General features: G+C 68.9%; 21 protein-coding genes. 7 read left to right on the forward strand and 14 right to left on the reverse strand.

All coding sequences use genetic code 11. From position 1 onward, the window contains the following. The first annotated feature begins 191 nt into the window (after positions 1-191). A complete protein-coding gene (locus ACXJLU_RS00185) occupies positions 192-680 on the forward strand; it encodes a Tse2 family ADP-ribosyltransferase toxin (protein WP_457328531.1) in 489 nt (162 codons plus the stop codon). Continuing rightward, on the forward strand, positions 680-910 hold the full coding sequence (locus ACXJLU_RS00190; protein ID WP_457328532.1) for a Tsi2 family anti-toxin: 231 nt from the start codon (positions 680-682) through the stop codon (positions 908-910). Before ACXJLU_RS00185 ends, ACXJLU_RS00190 begins: the two co-directional genes overlap by 1 nt. 12 nt (positions 911-922) lie before the next feature. On the opposite strand, the gene ACXJLU_RS00195 is transcribed toward ACXJLU_RS00190, so the two are convergent. The 11 genes from ACXJLU_RS00195 to rocD all read right to left on the reverse strand — a co-directional run bounded on the left by ACXJLU_RS00195 (position 923) and on the right by rocD (position 11721). Further along, positions 923-1993, reverse strand: a complete 1071-nt coding sequence (locus ACXJLU_RS00195; protein WP_073469107.1) for a protein-glutamate methylesterase/protein-glutamine glutaminase — start codon at positions 1991-1993, stop codon at positions 923-925. Next, a complete protein-coding gene (locus tag ACXJLU_RS00200) occupies positions 1990-2526 on the reverse strand; it encodes a chemotaxis protein CheD (protein ID WP_457328533.1) in 537 nt (178 codons plus the stop codon). Before ACXJLU_RS00200 ends, ACXJLU_RS00195 begins: the two co-directional genes overlap by 4 nt. A gap of 7 nt (positions 2527-2533) precedes the next feature. Continuing rightward, positions 2534-3334 (reverse strand): CheR family methyltransferase, encoded by an 801-nt coding sequence (locus tag ACXJLU_RS00205; RefSeq protein WP_457328534.1) that lies wholly within the window; start codon positions 3332-3334, stop codon positions 2534-2536. Positions 3335-3369: 35 nt separating this feature from the next. Next, the gene (locus tag ACXJLU_RS00210) at positions 3370-5058 is read right to left on the reverse strand and encodes a methyl-accepting chemotaxis protein (RefSeq protein WP_457328535.1); all 1689 of its coding nucleotides are present in this window, start codon (positions 5056-5058) and stop codon (positions 3370-3372) included. 30 nt (positions 5059-5088) lie between these two features. Next, positions 5089-7215, reverse strand: a complete 2127-nt coding sequence (locus tag ACXJLU_RS00215) for a chemotaxis protein CheA (RefSeq protein ID WP_457328536.1) — start codon at positions 7213-7215, stop codon at positions 5089-5091. 22 nt (positions 7216-7237) lie between these two features. Then, positions 7238-7546 carry an STAS domain-containing protein gene (locus ACXJLU_RS00220; protein WP_073466056.1) on the reverse strand — a complete coding sequence of 103 codons (309 nt, stop codon included), beginning with the start codon at positions 7544-7546 and terminating at the stop codon, positions 7238-7240. Then, positions 7543-7911 (reverse strand): response regulator, encoded by a 369-nt coding sequence (locus ACXJLU_RS00225; protein WP_073466055.1) that lies wholly within the window; start codon positions 7909-7911, stop codon positions 7543-7545. The genes ACXJLU_RS00220 and ACXJLU_RS00225 overlap by 4 nt, the downstream gene beginning before the upstream one ends. A gap of 27 nt (positions 7912-7938) precedes the next feature. Next, a complete protein-coding gene (locus ACXJLU_RS00230) occupies positions 7939-9147 on the reverse strand; it encodes a methyl-accepting chemotaxis protein (RefSeq protein ID WP_457328537.1) in 1209 nt (402 codons plus the stop codon). Positions 9148-9271: 124 nt separating this feature from the next. Beyond that, the gene (locus tag ACXJLU_RS00235; protein ID WP_457328538.1) at positions 9272-9655 is read right to left on the reverse strand and encodes a 2OG-Fe(II) oxygenase family protein; all 384 of its coding nucleotides are present in this window, start codon (positions 9653-9655) and stop codon (positions 9272-9274) included. Positions 9656-9729: 74 nt separating this feature from the next. Next, the gene (locus ACXJLU_RS00240; protein ID WP_457328539.1) at positions 9730-10200 is read right to left on the reverse strand and encodes a hypothetical protein; all 471 of its coding nucleotides are present in this window, start codon (positions 10198-10200) and stop codon (positions 9730-9732) included. 225 nt (positions 10201-10425) lie between these two features. Then, on the reverse strand, positions 10426-11721 hold the full coding sequence (rocD, locus tag ACXJLU_RS00245; protein WP_457328616.1) for an ornithine--oxo-acid transaminase: 1296 nt from the start codon (positions 11719-11721) through the stop codon (positions 10426-10428). A 178-nt stretch (positions 11722-11899) separates the two neighbouring features. Here rocD and ACXJLU_RS00250 point away from each other — a divergent pair, with 178 nt between their 5' ends. Genes ACXJLU_RS00250 through ACXJLU_RS00260 form a run of 3 tightly spaced genes read left to right on the forward strand, consistent with a single transcriptional unit; the run spans position 11900 to position 14378 of the window. Next, positions 11900-12373 (forward strand): Lrp/AsnC family transcriptional regulator, encoded by a 474-nt coding sequence (locus ACXJLU_RS00250; protein WP_073466076.1) that lies wholly within the window; start codon positions 11900-11902, stop codon positions 12371-12373. Next, a complete protein-coding gene (locus ACXJLU_RS00255; protein ID WP_457328540.1) occupies positions 12370-13389 on the forward strand; it encodes an NAD-dependent epimerase/dehydratase family protein in 1020 nt (339 codons plus the stop codon). Before ACXJLU_RS00250 ends, ACXJLU_RS00255 begins: the two co-directional genes overlap by 4 nt. After that, complete coding sequence (locus ACXJLU_RS00260) at positions 13386-14378, forward strand: Gfo/Idh/MocA family protein (protein WP_457328541.1); 993 nt, start codon at positions 13386-13388, stop codon at positions 14376-14378. Before ACXJLU_RS00255 ends, ACXJLU_RS00260 begins: the two co-directional genes overlap by 4 nt. A gap of 15 nt (positions 14379-14393) precedes the next feature. Here ACXJLU_RS00260 and ACXJLU_RS00265 read toward each other — a convergent pair whose 3' ends face one another. Beyond that, entirely contained in the window at positions 14394-14927 is a 534-nt protein-coding gene (locus ACXJLU_RS00265) for a peptidase associated/transthyretin-like domain-containing protein (protein ID WP_457328542.1), read from the reverse strand. Between the two features lie 11 nt (positions 14928-14938). Next, complete coding sequence (pcaH, locus tag ACXJLU_RS00270; RefSeq protein ID WP_457328543.1) at positions 14939-15631, reverse strand: protocatechuate 3,4-dioxygenase subunit beta; 693 nt, start codon at positions 15629-15631, stop codon at positions 14939-14941. A 184-nt stretch (positions 15632-15815) separates the two neighbouring features. On the opposite strand from pcaH, the gene ACXJLU_RS00275 reads away from it, so the two are divergent. Together ACXJLU_RS00275 and pobA are read left to right on the forward strand one after the other, a co-directional pair. Next, positions 15816-16634, forward strand: a complete 819-nt coding sequence (locus ACXJLU_RS00275; RefSeq protein WP_457328544.1) for an IclR family transcriptional regulator domain-containing protein — start codon at positions 15816-15818, stop codon at positions 16632-16634. A gap of 4 nt (positions 16635-16638) precedes the next feature. Continuing rightward, entirely contained in the window at positions 16639-17817 is a 1179-nt protein-coding gene (gene pobA, locus ACXJLU_RS00280; protein ID WP_457328545.1) for a 4-hydroxybenzoate 3-monooxygenase, read from the forward strand. Between the two features lie 8 nt (positions 17818-17825). Here pobA and ACXJLU_RS00285 read toward each other — a convergent pair whose 3' ends face one another. Further along, on the reverse strand, positions 17826-18713 hold the full coding sequence (locus ACXJLU_RS00285) for an AraC family transcriptional regulator (protein WP_457328546.1): 888 nt from the start codon (positions 18711-18713) through the stop codon (positions 17826-17828). Positions 18714-18727 lie beyond the last annotated feature (14 nt).

Here is an 18727-nt window from a genome sequence, read left to right on the forward strand (position 1 = left end):
TCCTGGCGTAAGGATCTTGTGCGCAACCTCGCAGCCTCTGGATGTGACCTTGGTCTATGCATTACCTGCAAGGCAGGGCTACGCTACCTTAGTGCACGCCGAGGTGTTGCAGTTCCAATCGCTCAGTGGCTTGTCCGGCATCGATCGTTCGCTTCGGATTCCCGCGGTCCCTCCGCCCACAGCGAGTGCCTATGAGCCACAACTACGAGAAGACGAGCGTCCCCCTCTATCGAGCGATCTTTCTTGCGAACTACACCTCTGATGTCCGGTGCTACCTCGCACCCGATCGCGACCTTGCGGACGCCAAGGAGATCGCGCCGATACTGCATCCGCAGTTGCTCCCAAGCCTGACGCCGCGAGGTGATCAGCGCCCTGCCGACATCCAGCGGAACGCCTCTACCGGCATGTACCATCCCGACACGGGTGGCACCTCGGTATTCGACAGCGCGAAAGCCTTGCGTCGAGCCGATGGCGACTTCCACATTCCAGCAGGAACCGACATCCCACCGGACCTCAAGGTCAGCAAGGATGCCTACAACGATCGCCTGAAGGCGATCCACTACACGATCATGCCGGCGAAGCCCATGTTCAAGGATGCGCTGTTGGGAAGCCTGGACAACTTTGTTCGAAACGCGATTCGGCGGCAGTACGAAGCCGCACGAGGGATTGGGGAGACGTGATGGAACTTCGACCGCAAACGCTCATCGTGGCCGTTCAGTGCGTGGCCCGCAGAATCCACGAACTGGACAAGCTGATTGACGAAGTGGATTCGCAAGAGGCGGGGCAGCTGGAAGAGCTGCTCGTGTCGTTCGACCTCGCGGCTGCCGATCTGAAGAAGGCTTACGCCGAAGCTCGAGAGAAGTTCGCGGACATGCCTGACTATGAGCAGCTGCCCAAGCCCGACCTGTAGTCATCGCCACGCTCACCCCACCTGCTTCTGGATCTCCCCCGCCACCGCACTCAGCGGCAGCGTCCGCTGCGCGCCGCCGCGCTTGATCGCTTCCTTCGGCATGCCGAACACGACGCAGCTCTCCTCGTCCTGCGCGATGGTCTGCGCGCCGACCTTGCGCATCTCCAGCAGGCCGGCCGCGCCGTCGTCGCCCATGCCGGTCATGATCACGCCGAGCGCGTTCGCGCCGGCGCTGCGCGCGACCGAGCGGAACAGCACGTCGACCGACGGCCGGTGGCGGTTCACCAGCGGGCCGTCGATCACCTCGACGAAGTACTGCGCGCCGCTGCGCTTGAGCAGCATGTGCCGGCCGCCCGGCGCGATCAGCGCGCGGCCCGGCAGCACGCGGTCGTTGTGCTCGGCCTCCTTCACCTCGATGCGGCACAGGCTGTCCAGCCGCGCCGCGAAGGCCGCGGTGAACTTCTCCGGCATGTGCTGCACGATCACGATGCCCGGCGTGACCCGCGGCAGCGCGGTCAGCACCTCCTCGAGCGCCTGCGTGCCGCCGGTGGACGTGCCCAGCGCCACCACCCGCTCGGTGGTCTGCGTCATCGCGCGCGTGGCCGGCGGCAGGATCACGTCCGCGGTGTTCTTCGCGGCCGGCGTCGGCGCGACCGCCGGCCCCGCGGCCAGCCGCCGCACGTTGGCTTTGGCCGCGGCGCGCACCGTGCTGATCAGCTCCTCGCCGCTCGCGCTGAGGAACTGCTTCAGCCCGAGCTTCGGCTTGGTGACGATCGCCACCGCGCCGGCGGCCATCGCCTCCAGCGTGGTCTTCGCGCCGCGCTCGGTCAGCGTCGAGCAGATCACCACCGGCGTCGGCTTCTGCTGCATCACCATGCGCAGGAAGGTGATGCCGTCCATGCGCGGCATCTCGACGTCGAGCACGATCACGTCCGGCCAGTCGAGCTTGAGCCGCTCGATCGCGAGCACCGGATCGGCCACCGCGGCCATCACCTCGATGCCGGGCGCTTCATCCAGCAGCGCGGTGACGACCTGCCGCACCACGGCCGAATCATCGATCACCATCACGCGGATGTTGCTCATGGCGCAGCACCATCCAGCGGCATCGCCGCCGATTCCGGGTTGACCTGACGCACCCACACGTCGCCGGTCGCCAGGTCGAAGATCATCTGCCGGTGCCCGTTGCCGAACAGGCTTTCGGAATGCACGCGAATGCCGTGCGCCAGCAGCAGGTCGCGCGCCGCCTCGCCGTTGCGGCGGCCGATGTTCGGCACGACGGTCGCGGTCTGCTCGGGAAACATGTTGCCGCCGCCGAAGATCTTGGCCTCGCACTCGGCCGGCACGATGCTGCGCTTGTGCAGCTGGCGCAGCATCAGCGCCAGCGCCTCCTCGCCGTAGCGCGCGTCGGGCACGCCCTGGTGGCTGGGCGAACGCGCGGCCAGCAGGAAATGCGACATTGCCCCGATGCGCCGCACCGGGTGCCACAGCGTGATCGACACGCACGAGCCGAGCAGCGTGCGCATGCGCAGCGGCGCCTCGCCGACGGCGTACTCGCCGGGCTGCAGCACGCGGTCGCCGGGCTCGGCGCTGTCGAATCGGATCGCGCCTGCCGTCATCACAGGCTCACGGCTTGCGGTAGATCGACGGTGCCACCTGCTGCAGCGCCGTGCTGATGTCGTTCAGGCTCTCGGAATGCCCGATGCAGAAGAACCCGCCCGGCTTCAGCTGCTCGATGATGCGCGCCACCACCTGCCGCTTGGTGTCGCCGTTGAAGTAGATCATCACGTTGCGCAAGAAGATCACGTCGAACGACGCGAGCCGCGGCAGTGCGGTGTTCAGGTTGACCTGCATGAACTGCACGCGGCCGCGCAGCGAGCGGTCGACCAGCAGCGTGCCCTGCTGCTCGTCGATGCCGCGCAGGCAGAAACGCTTCAGGTAGGTCTGCGGGATCTGCCGGCAGCGCTCCATCGGGTAGTGCGCCTGGCGCGCGCGCTGCAGCACGCGGGTGCTGATGTCGGAGCCCATCACCTCCCAGGCCGCGTCGCCCAGCGTGTCGGCCAGCACCATCGCGATGCTGTAGGCCTCTTCGCCGGTCGAGCTGGCCGCGCTCCAGACACGGAACGGCTGCGCCTTCTTCGACGACGCAAGCGCCGCTTCGCGCAGCAGCTCGAAGTGCTTCGGCTCGCGGAAGAAGTAGGTCTCGTTGGTGGTCAGCAGGTCGACCGCGGTCTGCACCTCGGCGCCGTTCTGGCCGCTGCTCAGCAGCTTGAAGTACTCGGTGTAGCTGCCCAGGTTGCAGGCTTGCAGCCGCTTCGCGAGCCGGCCGCACACCAGCGCCTTCTTCGCCGACGACAGCGTGATGCCCGCCGCGTCGTAGATGAAGCGCTGGAACAGGCCGAACTCGTTGTCGGAGATGGTGTGCATGGCGCGGCTCGGCAGGGTCGGGCAGGGCGGGCCGCTCAGAAACGGGCGAACTGCGATTCGTCGAGAGCGCCCGCGCCGTTCGCGTGCAGCGAGAAGCCGTTGTGCCCTGCCGCCGGTGCCGGCTTGCGTGCCCCCGCCTTCGCGGGCTTGGCGCCGGCCGGCTTCGCAGCCGGCTTGCGCGCTGCGGCCGGGCGCTGCCGCGGCGCATCGACCTGCGTCGCCAGCTTGAAGAACGACATGGTCTGCTGCAGTTGCTCGGCCTGGCTGCTCATCTCTTCGGACGTGGCCGCCAGCTCTTCGGAGCTCGACGCGTTCTGCTGCGTCGTCTGGCTCAGCTGGCTCACCGCCGCGTTGATCTGGCTGACGCCCGACGACTGCTCTTCCGACGCCGCCGTGATCTCCTGCACCAGGTCCGAGGTCTTCTTGATGTTCGGCACCATCTGGTCCAGCAGGCGGCCCGCCTTCTCGGCCAGCTCCACGCTCGAGCCCGCCACCGTGCCGATCTCCTGCGCCGCCACCTGGCTGCGCTCGGCCAGCTTGCGCACCTCGGCCGCCACCACTGCGAAGCCCTTGCCGTGCTCGCCGGCGCGCGCCGCCTCGATCGCCGCGTTCAGCGCCAGCAGGTTGGTCTGGTACGCGATGTCGTCGATGATCCCGATCTTCTGCGCGATCTGCTTCATCGCCGCCACCGTCGCGCGCACCGCTTCGCCGCCTTCGGCCGCTTCGCTCGCCGCCTTGGTCGCCATGCCGTCGGTCACCTTCGCGTTCTCGGTGTTCTGCGAGATCGATGCCGTCATCTGCTCGATCGACGCGCTGGTCTCTTCGACCCCCGCGGCCTGCTCGCTCGACGCCTGCGACAGCGACTGCGCCGTCGCGCTCACCTCTTCCGAGGCCCCCGCCAGCGCTTCCGCGCCGCTGTTCACCTCGGTCACCACCTGCGACAGCCTGGCCACCATGTGCTTCATCGCCAGCAGCAGCTGGCCGGTCTCGTCGCGGCTGGTGGCATCGATCTGCACCGTCAGGTCGCCTTCGGCCAGCCGGTTCGCGGCCTCGACCGCGCGCCCCAGCGGCTTGCTGACGCTGCGGCTGATGAAGAAGCCGAGCAGCAGGCCCAGCACCACGCCGCCGGCGATCGCGCCGATCATCACGGTGCGGCTGCTGCGGTACAGGCTCTCGGTGTGCTCGGCGGCCGCCTTGGCGCGCGCTTCCTTTTGCTGGATCAGCTCGTCGAGCATCTCGTCGAGCTTGTTGGCCTTGTCGCGCACCAGGTCCAGCGACTGCGCCAGCACCTCGTCGCGGTCGGCCAGCTTCTTCGCCGACGCGAGCGTCAGCGCACGCTGCATCTCGCGCTGGTAGTCCTCGGACAGCGTGCCGAACGCGGTGAAGACCTCTTTCGCGCGGTCGCTGACGAACAGCGGCTTGGACTTCTCGATGTAGTCCTTCATCGAGGCCAGGCTCTTCGTGATCGACGCCATGTGCTTGTCGCGCTCGGCCTGCGAGCTCGCCAGCAGGAAGTTCGACCGCGCCCGCCCGATGTAGATCAGGTTGATGTTGGCTTCCTTGATGTACGACAGCCCCATCAGCTCCTTGTTGTACATGTTGTCGGCCAGCTCGTTCATCTGCCCGGTGTTGGAGATGCCGATGACGCCGATCACGACGCTGATCGACGCGACGAGCATGAAGCCCGCGATCAGCCTGACGCCGATCTTGAAGTTGCTGAACATGGTTGTGGTTCTCCCTGGAAACTGGTGAATTCAGGCGGCCGCGACCGGCGAGCCAGCCGACTCCATCAGCGCCGGCACGTCGAGGATCAGCGCGACGTCGCCGCTGCCGAGGATGCTGGAGCCGCTGATGCCGCGGACCTGGCCGAACATCTTCGACAAGGGCTTGATGACGGTCTGCGCCTCGCCGAGCAGCGTGTCGACGACGAGGCCGAATTTCTGGCCGGCATGCTTGACGACCACGATGTTCGGGCGCGCGCTTTGCGGCCCGTCGATGTCGAACAGCTCGCGCAGCCGGATGAAGGGCAGCACCTGGCCGCGCAGGTCGATGTAGTCGTGGCCGGTCTCGGTGCTGAACTCGACGCATTCGTCGACCATGTCGAGCGGCACGACGAACACCGCCTTGCCGACGCCGATCTGGAAGCCGTTGATGATGGCCAGCGTGAGCGGCAGCCGCACCGTGACGGTGGTGCCCTCGCCCGGCGTGCTGGCGATGCCGACGCTGCCGCGCAGCGCGACGATGTTGCGCTTGACGACGTCCATGCCGACGCCGCGGCCGGACAGGTTGGTCACCTTCTCGGCGGTCGAGAAGCCGGGCTCGAAGATCAAGCCATAGATCTCGGCATCGCTCAGCACGCGGCCGGCCTCGATCAGGCCGCGCTCGACGGCCTTCGCGAGGATCTTCTCGCGGTTCAGGCCGCCACCGTCATCGCTGACCTCGATCACGATGCTGCCGGAGTCGTGGAACGCGTTCAGCATCACGGTGCCGCGGGCCGGCTTGCCGCGCGCGGCGCGCTGCTCGGGCGAATCGATGCCGTGGTCGATCGCGTTGCGCACCAGGTGCGTCAGCGGATCGCCGATCTTCTCGACCACGGTCTTGTCGAGCTCGGTGTCCTCGCCGTCGATCACCAGACCGATGTCCTTGCCGAGCTCGCGCGAGACGTCGTGCACCACGCGCTGGAAGCGGCTGAAGGTGCCGCCGATCTTGACCATGCGCAGTTGCAGCGCGCTGTCGCGCACTTCCTCGACCAGGCCGGACAGCACCGAGTGGCATTCCTGCAGCTCGCTGTTGCGCGTCTTGCGCGCAATCAGGTTGGCGCCGGCCGACGCGATGATCAGCTCGCCGACCAGGTTGATCAGGTGGTCGAGCTTGTCGGCATCGACGCGGATCGACTGGCTTTCCTGCGTCTTCGCATCCTTCACGCGCTTCTGCTTCTCGAGCGCGGCCTCGACCACCGGCGGCGAGACGCGGCCCTGCTCGACCAGCACCGCGCCGATCAGCGGCGTCGGCACGGCGTGGGCCTGCACGTTCAGCGCCGCTTCCAGCTCGTGGGCGGTGACGGTGCCGCAGCGCACCAGCATCTCGCCGAGGCGCGACGCTTCCTCCGGTGCCGCCTTGATGAGGTCGATGTAGTCGCCGATGCGGCTGTGCGGCGGCACGATGCGCAGCGTGCAGTCGTCGAGCACGAAGTCGAACACGCCTTCGATCGCCGCCTTGTCGGCCTGGCTGCGGAACGCGATCTCGAAGCCGAGGTAGCAGGACTCGGGGTCCATCTCGCCGGCCGCCGGCAGCGCGTCGGCCAGCGTCACGATGCCGACCACCTGGCCGAGCGTGCCGAGGTAGCGGATGAAGGACAGCGGGTCCATGCCGTTGCGCAGCACGTCGCGGCCGAAGCGCAGCGAGATGTGCCACAGGTCGGCGTCGTGCGAGGAGGCGACTATGCGCTCGAACGCGGGCGCCGGTGCCGCCACGACAGCGCCGGTCGACGGCTCCAGGTGCGCGCGCAGGCGCAGCAGCAGCGGTTCACCGCGCTGCACCAGCGCCGGGTCGACCTGGTTCGGATCGGACTCGACCGCGTCGACCAGCGCGCCGATGTGGTCGCCGCAGGCCAGCAGCAGCGCGACCATCGGCTCGTCGACGGCGATGCGGCCCTCGCGCACCTCGTCGAGCACGCTCTCGACGACGTGCGTGAACGCCACCACCTGGTCCAGGCCGAACAGCCCGGCCGAGCCCTTGATGGTGTGGGCGGCGCGGAAGATCGCGTTGATCGTCTCCGCCGGTTCGGCCTCTTCGCGCACGCGCAGCAGCGAGGCCTCCATGTCTACCAGCAGCTCGCGGCTTTCCGCGAAGAAGGTCTGCAGGGCCTGGTCCATGTTCATCGGGATGCTTTCCAGGGGCGCGTCACGCGGCGCGCGATGAGGACGGGGACGAGCCGACGACCAGCGGGTCGCCGAAGTGCGCGGCCAGGTCGAACAACTCCAGCACCTCGACGACGGCGGGGCTGTGGTCGACCAGGCGCAGCGTGCGGCCGGCGGCACCGGCTTCGCGCTTGGCGAGCAGCAGCAATTGCAGCCCGGCGCTGTCGAACTCGCTGACCTGCGACAGGTCGACCTCGACCGCCGCATGCTCGGCCACCGCGGCCAGCAGCGTCTGCTTCAGTTCGGCGGCGCGGTAGATCGTCAGCTCGCCTTCGATGCGGATCCCGGTCACGGCAGCACCAGCTTCTGCACGACGCCCAGCAGTTGCTCGGGTTTGAAGGGTTTGACGACCCAGGCCTTGGCACCGGCTTCCTGGCCTTCCTTCTTCTTCGCGTCCTGCGACTCGGTGGTCAGCATCACGATCGGCGTGAACTTGTAGGCCGGCATCTGCTTGATCGCCTTCACCATGCTGATGCCGTCCATGTTGGGCATGTTGACGTCGCTGATGATCAGGTGGACCTTCAGGCCGGTGAGCTTCTTCAGCGCGTCCTTGCCGTCGACGCCCTCGATCACGTCATAGCCGGCTTGCTTGAGCGAAATGCCGACGACCTGCCGCACGGAGGCGGAGTCGTCGACGATCAGGATGGTCTTGGCCATGGTGTTGTGCTTCCCGGTCTGTCGTTGTCAAAAGAAAGTGATCTCTTCGCTCGCGGTGGCCGCCTGCGCGTCCTGCCCGGCATGCGTGCTGTGCAAGCTGCGCTCGTCGGCCATCGCGTAGGTCTTCTCCAGCTCGGCCAGCAGGACGGCGCTGTCGACCGGCTGCAGCACGCCGCTGCGCTCGAAGCCTTCGCGGCTGCGCGTCAGCTGGGCCGGCAGTTGTTCGATGTTCTGGCGCACGTGCGACATCACCTGGCTGACGCGGTCCTGGAACTGCAGCTGCACCAGTGCCTCGCCGATCTCGCCCTGGATGCCGACGCTCTCGCGCTTGAGCACGTCGGCCGACGCGACCAGCGCATCGGTGACGGTGTGGAAGCCGCCGAGCACGCTGGTGATCGTGGTCTCGCAGGCGACGATGGACGCCGCCTCGCGCTCGGCCGATGCGTCGGCGCTGCGGCGCGCGGTGGCGATCGCGTCGCCGATCAGCGCGACCTTGTCGGCCATGCGGCGGCCGGTCTCGCCGGAGGCAGCGGAGAGCTTGCGCACCTCCTGCGCCAGCACCGAGAAGCCGCGGCCGGTCTCGCCGGCGTGGGCGGCCTCGATCGCGGCGTTGATGGCGAGCAGGTTGGTCTGCGATGCGATGTTGGCGACCTCGGCCGCCATCTGCTGCAGCTCGCCGACGAAGCGGTTCAGGCTTTGCACCTCGGCATGCATTGCGCCGTTGCTGGCCATCGCGGCGCGCAGCGACTCGAGCACGCCGTTCAGTTCCTTGCTGCTGTGCGCGAAGACGGCGACCAGGCCCTGGTCGCTGCTCTCGACCGAACCGGCGGCAAGGTTGGAGGCGCGCATCGCCTGGTCGAGCTTGTCGACGATGCCGCCGAAGCGCAGCGCGAGGGCCGAGATCGCGCTCTCCATCTGCGCACGCGAGCTTTCGATGTGGCCGCCCCAGACCGGCAGCAGTTCACGGCCGAGCCGCTCGGTGCCGGCGACGAACGCGGCGGTGGCGTCATGGTGCTGGCGGCGCAGCGTGGCCTGGCGGCGATCGAACAGCGCGCCGGCGATGCCGAGCCCGGCGCCAACCAGCAGCGCCCAGCCATTCCAGGCGCTCGCGGCCCAGGTGGCGAGGCCGCCGGCCAGGCCCATTGCGGTGCAGGCGAACGCGCTCGGCGACAAACGTGATGGCGCGCTCGATGACGGCGCCGCTTCACGCACGGAGGTGAGGCTGAAGGAGGACATGCGTACTTGTCGGCATGCCCGGCGCGGAAATAAAGCGCGACGTGCGACGCGCGGGCCAAAAACTGTGCGGGCCTTGCGCGGATCGTGTAAGTGGCGGTAACTGAAGCGCTGCCAGCGCTCCGGGTTAACCCTGTGTCTGGCGCGCCGGCAGCACCCATCCGACGGACAGCACGTAGCGGCTGCCACCGAGCACGCGCGTCACGCTGTGCTCGCAGGCATCGGGGCGGAACAGTTTGATGCGGCGCGTCGCGAAGATCGGCGTCGCGCAGATGAACTCGCCGCCGGCGGGCGACGCCTTCAGCACGATGTTGAGCCGGTAGTGGCGACGCGCCTGCACCGGGTCGGTGTGCGGCGGGATCTCGGCGCCTTCGGGGTAGCGCAGCAGGTAGCTGTCGAAGCCGAGCGGCCAGCGGGCCGTGAGCAGCAGCATCTTGTCGTAGCCGGTGCCCTGGCGGCCGCGTTGCCAGCGGAAGGCCTGGCGCTTGTAGTTGGCGAAGGAGGCAAACAAGGAGGCGATGAGACCCATCGCCCGGAGCTTACGCGGTCGGGTGCCGTGGAGCAGGGCTCGCGCCGCTTCAGCCGTCAGCCAACGTGGCTTGCGCTCGGCGTTTTCATCAGTTCATCCGAGACAAGGTGGTCCAGCGCCGTCATGATTTCGCAGCAGGCGTCCCAGTCCTTGGCGCCGATTTTCTCTTCGAATTCATTGAGCTTTTTGTCAATGGCACTCGAAAGCGCCGGTGGAAGTTTGGCGCTTACCGCAGTCAGTTTCCTGCGCAGATTTTCTTCTACGTCGAAAAGATGCGACGTCCAACTCAGCCCGAACTTACGTGCCTCAACGGCATTCGAGAACCCGCTGCTATCAATGGTTGCCTTCAGAACCAACAAGGCCTCCAGCACGAGCCCGCGATCGTGGCCCAGGCCGAAATCGGCACCCAATTGGCGGATGACGCCCACGCCGCGCCCACGAGTCTCCCGGTCAACGACCATCAACCAATCGGCGGCCTCGCGGATGAGGTCGATGGGAAGCCCGCGCTCCCGGAGGAGCCCGAGCATGACTGCGTTCGCAAATCTGCGCGATGCGACTCGACCGGCTCGCATCCGCTCTCCAAACAAAGAACTGCTGAAACGAATCGGTTCCCACACCTGAGGGGAGACGGGCACGGAGGTGGAGGTATTTCCCTGAACGTTCATGGATCGACCCACGGAGGGCGTGTAATGCAATCCTCCTGAGTGAACCAGAGGCCCTGTTCGGTTCCTTCTCCCGACAAAGATCGACGATCAGTGCCAGCGCGCCTGCACGGATCGGTGTGCGGCAACCCGCTCCCTTAAAGCCGCCGCGGCCTCGCGCCGTACCCCCGCCTTCGCATCGATCGCCTGCAGCACCCGCCGCAGCGCCCCCACTGCCTCGTCGATCTGCGCCCGCTCGATCACCAGCGGCGGTGCGAGCCGCACCACCGTGTGGTGGGTGTCCTTGGTCAGCACGCCTTCGTCCATCAACCGCTCGCAGACCTCGCGCGCACTCGCGAACGCCGGGTCGATCTGCACGCCGACCAGCAGCCCGCGGCCGCGGATGTCGGTGATCGCCGGGTGCTGCAGCTTGCCGAGCTGGGCCATCAGGTAGTCGCCCTGCTCGTGCGCGCGGCGCGACAACTGCTCGCGCTCCAGCAACTGCAGCGCGGCCAGCCCGACGGCCGCGGCCAGCGGGTTGCCGCCGAAGGTGCTGCCGTGGTCGCCGGGCGTGAACTGCGCCATCACGTCGTCGCGCGCGAGGAAGGCGCTGACCGGCAACAGCCCGCCGCCGAGCGCCTTGCCGAGCACCAGGCCGTCGGGCGGCACGCCGTCGTGCTCGCAGGCCAGCAGCCGGCCGGTGCGGCCGAGGCCGGTCTGCACCTCGTCGCAGATCATCAGCACGTTGTGCTTCGTGCAGATCTCGCGCACCGCCTTCAGGTAGCCGGCCGGCGGCACGATGATGCCGGCCTCGCCCTGGATCGGCTCGACGATGAAGGCCGCGGTGTGCGGCGTGATGGCCGCCTCCAGCGCCTGCGCATCGCCGAACGGCACCGCGCTGAAACCGGGCGCGAACGGGCCGAAGCCGTCGCGGTATTGCGCCTCGGTCGAGAAGCCGACGATGGTCGTCGTGCGGCCGGCGAAGTTGCCTTCGGCGACGAGGATCTGCGCCAGGCCCTCGGGCACGTGCTTGACCTTGTAGGCCCACTTGCGCGCCGCCTTGATCGCCGTTTCCACCGCCTCGGCGCCGCTGTTCATCGGCAGCGCGCGCGCCATGCCGGTCATGCGGCACAGCGTCTCGAGGAAGGGACCGAGCCGGTCGGTGTGGAAGGCCCGGCTCGTGACGGCCAGCGTCTGCGCCTGCTCGGTCAAGGCCTGCACCAGCACCGGGTGGCTGTGGCCGAAGCTGACGGCCGAGTAGGCGGACATCATGTCGAGGTAACGCCGGCCCTGGTCGTCGAAGAGATGAACCCCTTCGCCGCGCGTCAGCACGACCGGCAGCGGGTGGTAGTTGTCGGCGCCATACCGCTGTTCCAGCGCGATCGGTGAGGTCTTCGGTGATGTCATCACTGGGGCCTGGCGGGCTTGCAGCGCGGCGGCGCGGGCGGCGGTGGTCATGTCGACTCCTGGTCTGGATGCATAGCGAACGCTCACAGTCTAGAGATGTCGCAGCGAAATTTGCGTTCCTAAACTTGCATGCAAGGCGTCATGAGTGCACGATTCGTGCATTGAAGAAGGTGAAACGATGAATGCTGGAGCAATTGACGGCCTGGACCGCAAGATTCTGGAAGCCCTGCAGGCCGATGGCCGCGCCAGCAACGTGGAGTTGGCGGCGTTGGTGCACCTGTCGGCACCGCAGTGCTTCCGGCGCGTGCGCGCGCTGGAAGAGCGCGGCGTGATCCGCGGCTACCGCGCGCAGGTCGAGCCGCAGGCGCTAGGGCTGGGCGTGATGGCCTACGTCAGCCTCAACATCGACGGCGGCCAATTCGGCCGCGTGCGCGAGGTCGAGGCCGACATCCGCGCGTTCCCGCAGATCCTCGAATGCCACACGGTCTCGGGCGACAGCGACTACCTGCTGAAGGTCGTCGCGCACGACCTGAAGAGCCTGAGCCAGTTCCTGACCGACCGGCTGATGCAGGTGCCCGGCGTCGATGACGTGCGCTCGATGATCTGCATGGAAGAGGTGAAGGCGCCGTCGCCGTTGCCGGTGGCGATATGAGGCTGCTGGTGCTCGGCGGTGGGGTGTTCCTGGGTGCGGCCGTGGTCGATGCGGCGTGCGCGGCAGGGCATGCGGTGACGGTGTTCAACCGCGGGCGCTCGCGCAGTGCGTGGCCGGCGGGCGTCGAATGCATCGTCGGTGATCGGCAACACGATCTCGGTGCGTTGCGGGGCCGGCGCTTCGATGCAGTGGTCGACACCTGCGGCTACCTGCCAGGGGACGTGCGGCTCAGCGCCGAAGCCTTCGTCGATGCAGGGCAGTACCTGTTCGTCTCGAGCGTGTCGGCGTATGCGTCGCTCGCGCGGCCGGGCGAGGACGAGCGCGCGCCGCTGGCCGCGTTCGACGGCGTACCCCCGGACGATCGAAGCGTCGCGCACTACGGCGCGCAGAAGGCGGCCTGCGAGGCAGCGTTGCGCGCGGTGTGGGGCGGGCGGGCGCTGGTGGTGCGGCCCGGGCTGATCGTCGGGCCGGGTGACCCGACCGGCCGCTTCAGCCATTGGCTGTGGCGCGCGGCGGCCGGCGGCACGATGCTGGTGCCCGATTCGCCATCGCCGCTGCAGGTGATCGACGTGCGCGATCTCGCCGGGTGGATGGTGACGCTGCTGGAGGATGGCGGGAGCGGTGACTTCAACGCGACCGGGCCGGTCGAGGGGCCGCTGACCTGGCCGCGGCTGATCGACGCCTGCCTCGCCGCGGCCGCGCGTGCAGGCCATGCGCCGGCGACGCCACGGGTCGTCAGCGAGGCCTTCCTGCAAGCTGAAGGCGTGCGCCTGTGGACCGAGCTGCCGCTGTGGATCCCGGCGAGCGAGGCGGATTCGCAAGGCTTCCTCGCGGTCAGCGTGGCGCGAGCGCAGGCGGCCGGGCTGCGCACACGGCCACTGCACGAGACGGCCGCCGACATCCTCGCTGAGCCGATCCCAGCGCCCGACGATGCGCGTCGGCAGGGCAAGCTGACGCCGCAGCGAGAACAGGAATTGCTGGCACGATGGGCGAAGCTCGCACCCCCACCTCCATGACCTCACCACCCACCTTGCGCTGGGGCCTGATCGGCGCGGCCCGCATCGCTGCGTCGGCGCTGATCCCGGCCTTCCGCAGCACCGGCAGCCCGATCGTCGCGCTCGGCTGCAGCGATCCCGCCCGCGGCGCGGCCTTCGCCGCCACCCACGAGATCCCGCTCGCGACCAGCTACACCGCACTGCTCGCGCGCGACGACATCGACGCGGTCTACATCGCGCTGCCCAACCATGCCCACCTGCCGCTGACGCTCGCGGCGCTGGCGGCCGGCAAGCACGTGCTGTGCGAGAAGCCGCTTGCGCTCAGCGCCGGCGAAGCGCGGCAGATGAAGGCCGCCGCGGCCTCCGCCGGGCGGCTCGTGATGGAGGCCTTCATGCACCGCTTCCACCCGCAGCTCGCCCGCGCACAGGCGCTCGTGCAAGGCGACGCCTGGGGCCCGCTGAAGTGGATGCGCAGCCACTTCACCTACACGCTGCACGACCCGGCCGACGTGCGCTGGAGCCGCCGCATGGGCGGCGGCGCGCTGTACGACCTGGGCTGTTATCCGCTCAGCGTGATGCGCTGGCTGGCCGGCGTCGAGCCGGTGGTGCTCGGCGTCACGGCCGGGCTGACCCCGCCCGATGCCGAAGGCGGCCGCGTCGACCACGCCGCCCACGCGATGCTGCGCTTCGACACGGTGCACGGCGACGTCACCGGCCATTTCGATTGCGCGTTCTCGCTGCCGCCGCACACGCAGTTCGAGGCCTTGCTGCGCGACGGCATCCTGCGGCTGGAGACGCCGTTCGGCTGGAAGGACGTCGAGGCGGTGCTGCGCATCGGCGAGCACGTCGAGCGCTTCGCGCCGTGCGACCCGTATGCGCTGATGGTGCGGCACTTCGAGGCCGCGGCGCTCGGGCACGAGGCGCCGCGCATCACGCTCGACGATTCGATCGCGCAGGCCGTTGCGATGGACGCGCTGCTGGCCGGCGCGCATGCGGCGGCCAACCCCTGAGGTTCGCCGAGCCGCTCATTCGAAATCGAGGAACACCGTCTCGCCTTCGCCCTGCAGGTGGATGTCCCAGCGGTAGCTGCCGTCGGCCTGGCGTTGTGCGATCAGCGTGTCGCGGCGCGCCGCCGGCACCTGCACCAGCAGCTCCGAGTTCGCGAGCCCCGGCGCATCGGCCAGGAACACCGCGCAGAACTGGTGCTTCAACAGCCCGCGTGCGAACAGCGTGATCCAGGCCACCGGCTCGCCCGGTGCGGCCTGCGGCGACGCGCCCAGTTCGATGCGGAACTCGCCGCGCTCGCCGGTCGCGCAACGGCGAAAGCCGGGCATCGGGCGCTCGTGCTCGCCGGCCGCCGCGACCGGTGACCAGGCCTCGACCCAGCCATCGCTCACCGGCTGGCCCTGCCCGTCGAACAGCACGCCGCCGATCGTGATCCAGGTCGTGGCCGTGGCCCCCTGCTGCGACAGCTCGGCGGCCCAGCGCCAGCCCTCATGCGGGAACGGGCCGATGGTCTGCGAAGACGTGATGAGAGCCGGAGTGATGCGGTTCGTCATGGCGCGGGTGCTCACAGGGCCATCGGCGTCGCGTGGCGGCCGCGCAGCACGATGTCGAAGTCGTAGCCGAGGGCGTTGCCGCCGTCGGTGTGATCCATGTTCAGGTGCGCGGCCAGACGAGTGCGCGCCGCCTCGTCCGGGATGCTCTGGAAGATCGGATCGAACGCGAACAGCGGGTCGCCCGCGAAATACATCTGCGTCACCAGCCGCTGCGCCAGCACGTTGCCGAACAGCGAGAAGTGGATGTGCGCCGGCCGCCAGGCCTTGTCGTGGTTGCCCCAGGGGTACGGCCCCGGCTTGATGGTCACGAAGCGGTAGCGGCCGTCGTCGTCGGTGAACATCTTGCCGACGCCGTGGAAGTTCGGGTCGAGCGGCGCATCGTGCTGGTCCTTCTTGTGCCAGTAGCGGCCGGCCGCATTGCACTGCCACACCTCGAGCAGCGAGCGCCGCACCGGGCGGCCGTCTTCGTCGACCACGCGGCCGCTGACGATGATCTTCTCGCCGAGCGGCGCGCTGCTGCCGTGCGACGTCAGGTCGAGGTCCTTCGGGCCGATCAGCACCGGCGAGAAACGCACTCCATCGCTCGCCGGAACGGGCGCTTTCACCCGCAGCGGCGGCAGCGTCGGCCCGCGGCCAAGGGTGGATCGGTACGGGGGATGGATCAGGCTCGGGTACACGCCCGGCGCCACCTCGTCGAACTGCATCGCTGTCTCCTCGATCCGCTTCCTTGATCCGCCAATCGCCCACGCGTGGGCGCAGCGGCTGCAACGCGCGAAAGGTAGGCTACATTGAATCGCACCACAAGGGGCTGCGCGCCGATCGCGTCGACACAGCGCCCACGGTGGGCGATTGGCGCACATCGCAGAAGCAGTCCAGGAGTGGCAGTTGATGAACGCTCGCGAACCGCAGCTTCCCGACGACGGCCAGGCCGCCGACCCCGCGGCCCCCGTCGCCCCCAACAAGCGCGACCTGATCGCCGGCCTCGAAAAGGGCCTCGCGGTGATCGAGGCCTTCGACCAGGACCGTCCCCGGCTCACGATCAGCGAGGTGGCCGCCCGCTGCAGCCTGACCCGCGCCGCCGCGCGCCGCTACCTGATCACGCTGGAATACCTTGGCTACGTCAACAGCGACCGCAAGATGTACGCACTGACGCCGAAGGTGCTGCGCATGGGCCAGAGCTACATGCACTCGGCGCGGCTGCCGCGCATCGTGCAGCCGGAGTTGCACAAGCTGGCCTATGCGCTGAAGGAAGCCTCGTCGGCCGGCGTGCTCGACGGCAACGACGTGATCTGCATCGCCGCCACCAGTGCCGGCCGCGTCGTGTCGTCCACCTTGCAGCCCGGCACGCGCGTGCCGGCGTACTGCACCGCCAACGGCCGCGTGCTGCTGAGCGCGCTGCCGCAGGCCGAGGTCGACACCTGGATCGCGCGCCAGACGCTGGAGCCGCTGACGCCCAACACCGTGACGCTGCCGGAGCGGCTGCGGCTCGAGATCGCCCGCACCCGTTCGCAGGGCTATGCGACGGTTGACCAGGAGCTGGAGCTCGGGCTGCGGACGATCTCGGTGCCGCTGAAGAACCACCGCGGCGAGGTGCTGGCGGCGATGAACGTCAGCGTGCACGCGGCGCGCGTCACGATGGACCAGCTGGTCGAAGGCTCGCTGCCGGCCCTGCTGCACGCCCAGGCCAGCCTGCGCACGGTGCTGTGACGCCATGAGGGTCCAGGTCGCGATCATCGGGGGCGGGCCGGCGGGCCTGCTGCTCGGCCAGCGGCTGCACCAGGCCGGCATCGCCGCGGTGATCCTCGAGCAGCGCAGCGCCGCCTACGTGCTGGGCCGCATCCGCGCCGGCGTGCTCGAGCAGGGCACGGTCGACCTGATGGACCAGCTCGGCGTCGGCCAGCGCATGCATGCGCAGGGGCTGGTGCATGGCGGCTTCGATCTGGGCTTCCGCAACACCCGCCAGCGCATCGACCTGCACCGCCTGACGCACGGCCGGCAGGTGATGGTGTACGGCCAGACCGAGCTGACGCGCGACCTGATGGACGCCCGCAGCGCCTGCGGTGCCGTCACCGAGTACGAGGCCGAGGACGTGCAATTGCACGATTTCGACGGCGCAGCGCCGCGCGTCACGTGGCGCCGGCAAGGCGTCGCGCACGAGCTGCATTGCGACTTCATCGCCGGCTGCGACGGCTTTCATGGCGTGAGCCGCGCCAGCGTGCCGCCGACCGCGCTGAAGGTGTTCGAGCGCAGCTACCCGTTCGGCTGGCTCGGCGTGCTGTCGGAAACGCCGCCGGTCTCGCACGAGCTGATCTATTCGAACCACGAGCGCGGCTTCGCGCTGTGCAGCATGCGGTCGCTGACGCGCAGCCGCTACTACATCCAGTGCCCGGTGAACGACACGCTGGCGCAATGGAGCGACCAGGCCTTCTGGGACGAGCTACGCCGCCGGCTCGACCCGGAATCGGCCGAGCGCATGGTGACCGGCCCGTCGATCGAGAAGAGCATCGCGCCGCTGCGCAGCTTCGTCGCCGAGCCGATGCGCTTCGGCCGGCTGTTCCTCGCTGGCGATGCGGCGCACATCGTGCCGCCGACCGGCGCAAAGGGGCTGAACCTCGCGGCGTCCGATGTGCAGTACCTGTCGCAGGCGCTGATCGAGCACTACCAGCAGCACAGCGATGCCGGCATCGACCACTACTCCGAACGCTGCCTGCGCCGCGTGTGGAACGCGGTGCGCTTCTCATGGTGGTTCACGTCGTTGATGCACCGCTTTCCGGACGGTGGGGAGTTCGGGCAGAAGGTGCAGGAGGCGGAGATCGGGTACCTGCTGCAGTCCGAGGCGGCCGCCACTGTGCTGGCCGAGAACTACGTCGGCCTGCCGCTCGACCACTGACCGGCGCGTCAGCGGACCGGGATGTGGATGTCGGTGATCAGCGCTTCGGCCGGCACCCTGCTCGCATCGTTCACGTAGCCCTCGAACGGCGCGGCATCGCGCAACTCGAGACCGGACGACGGCACCCAGTCGCGGTAGATCGCGCGCCAGGTCTGCCACAGCGTGTCGTACGGCCCGGTGTGGCGGAACACCGCCCAGCGGCCGGCGGGGATCGCCTGGCAGTCGATGCGGTCCACGGTCGAGAGGTCGGGCACCGGGCCGCTGAATGCGATGGCCGCGATGAAGCGCGCATCGGGGTCGTCGAAGCCCTGGACCTCGTCGGGGCAGATCGCGAGGCACGCGGTCTGCCGCTCGCCGAGGCCGAGCGCCTGCACCGCCGGCAGCAGGCGGCCGAAGGCACGCTGCGCGGCGGCGCTCATGTCGTTGTCGATCGCGCCGCGCTCGGTGGCGCACAGCACCTGGCGTTCGGGCAGGTCGCGGAAGGTCGGTTCAAGCATGGTCTTTCTCCGGGAGGGTCGGTGGGATGCCACCACCGGCAGCGCCAGGCGCGGGTCCACCAGCGCCGTGCGCACGGCGCTCGGCGACAGGCCGAACTCGCGCCGCAGCGCGCGAGCGAAGCTCGTGCCGCCGTCGAAGCCGCAGTCGAGCGCGATCTGCCCGACCGGCTCGCTGCCGCCGCGCAGCGCCTCGACGGCGGCAGCGAGGCGCATGCGCAGCACGTACTGCGCCGGCGTCATGCCGGTCATCGCGGAGAACACGCGGTGGAAGTGAAAGCGCGACATCGCGGCGATGTCGGCCAGCGTGCCGCCCTCCAGGTCTGAAGCCAGGTGGGCATGCACATGGGCGACGACGCGGTTGATGCGGCGGCGGTAGGAGAGTTCGGACTGGGGGCGCATGGACGAAGGTGATG

It is taken from the genome of Rhizobacter sp. P5_C2, from assembly GCF_054049715.1.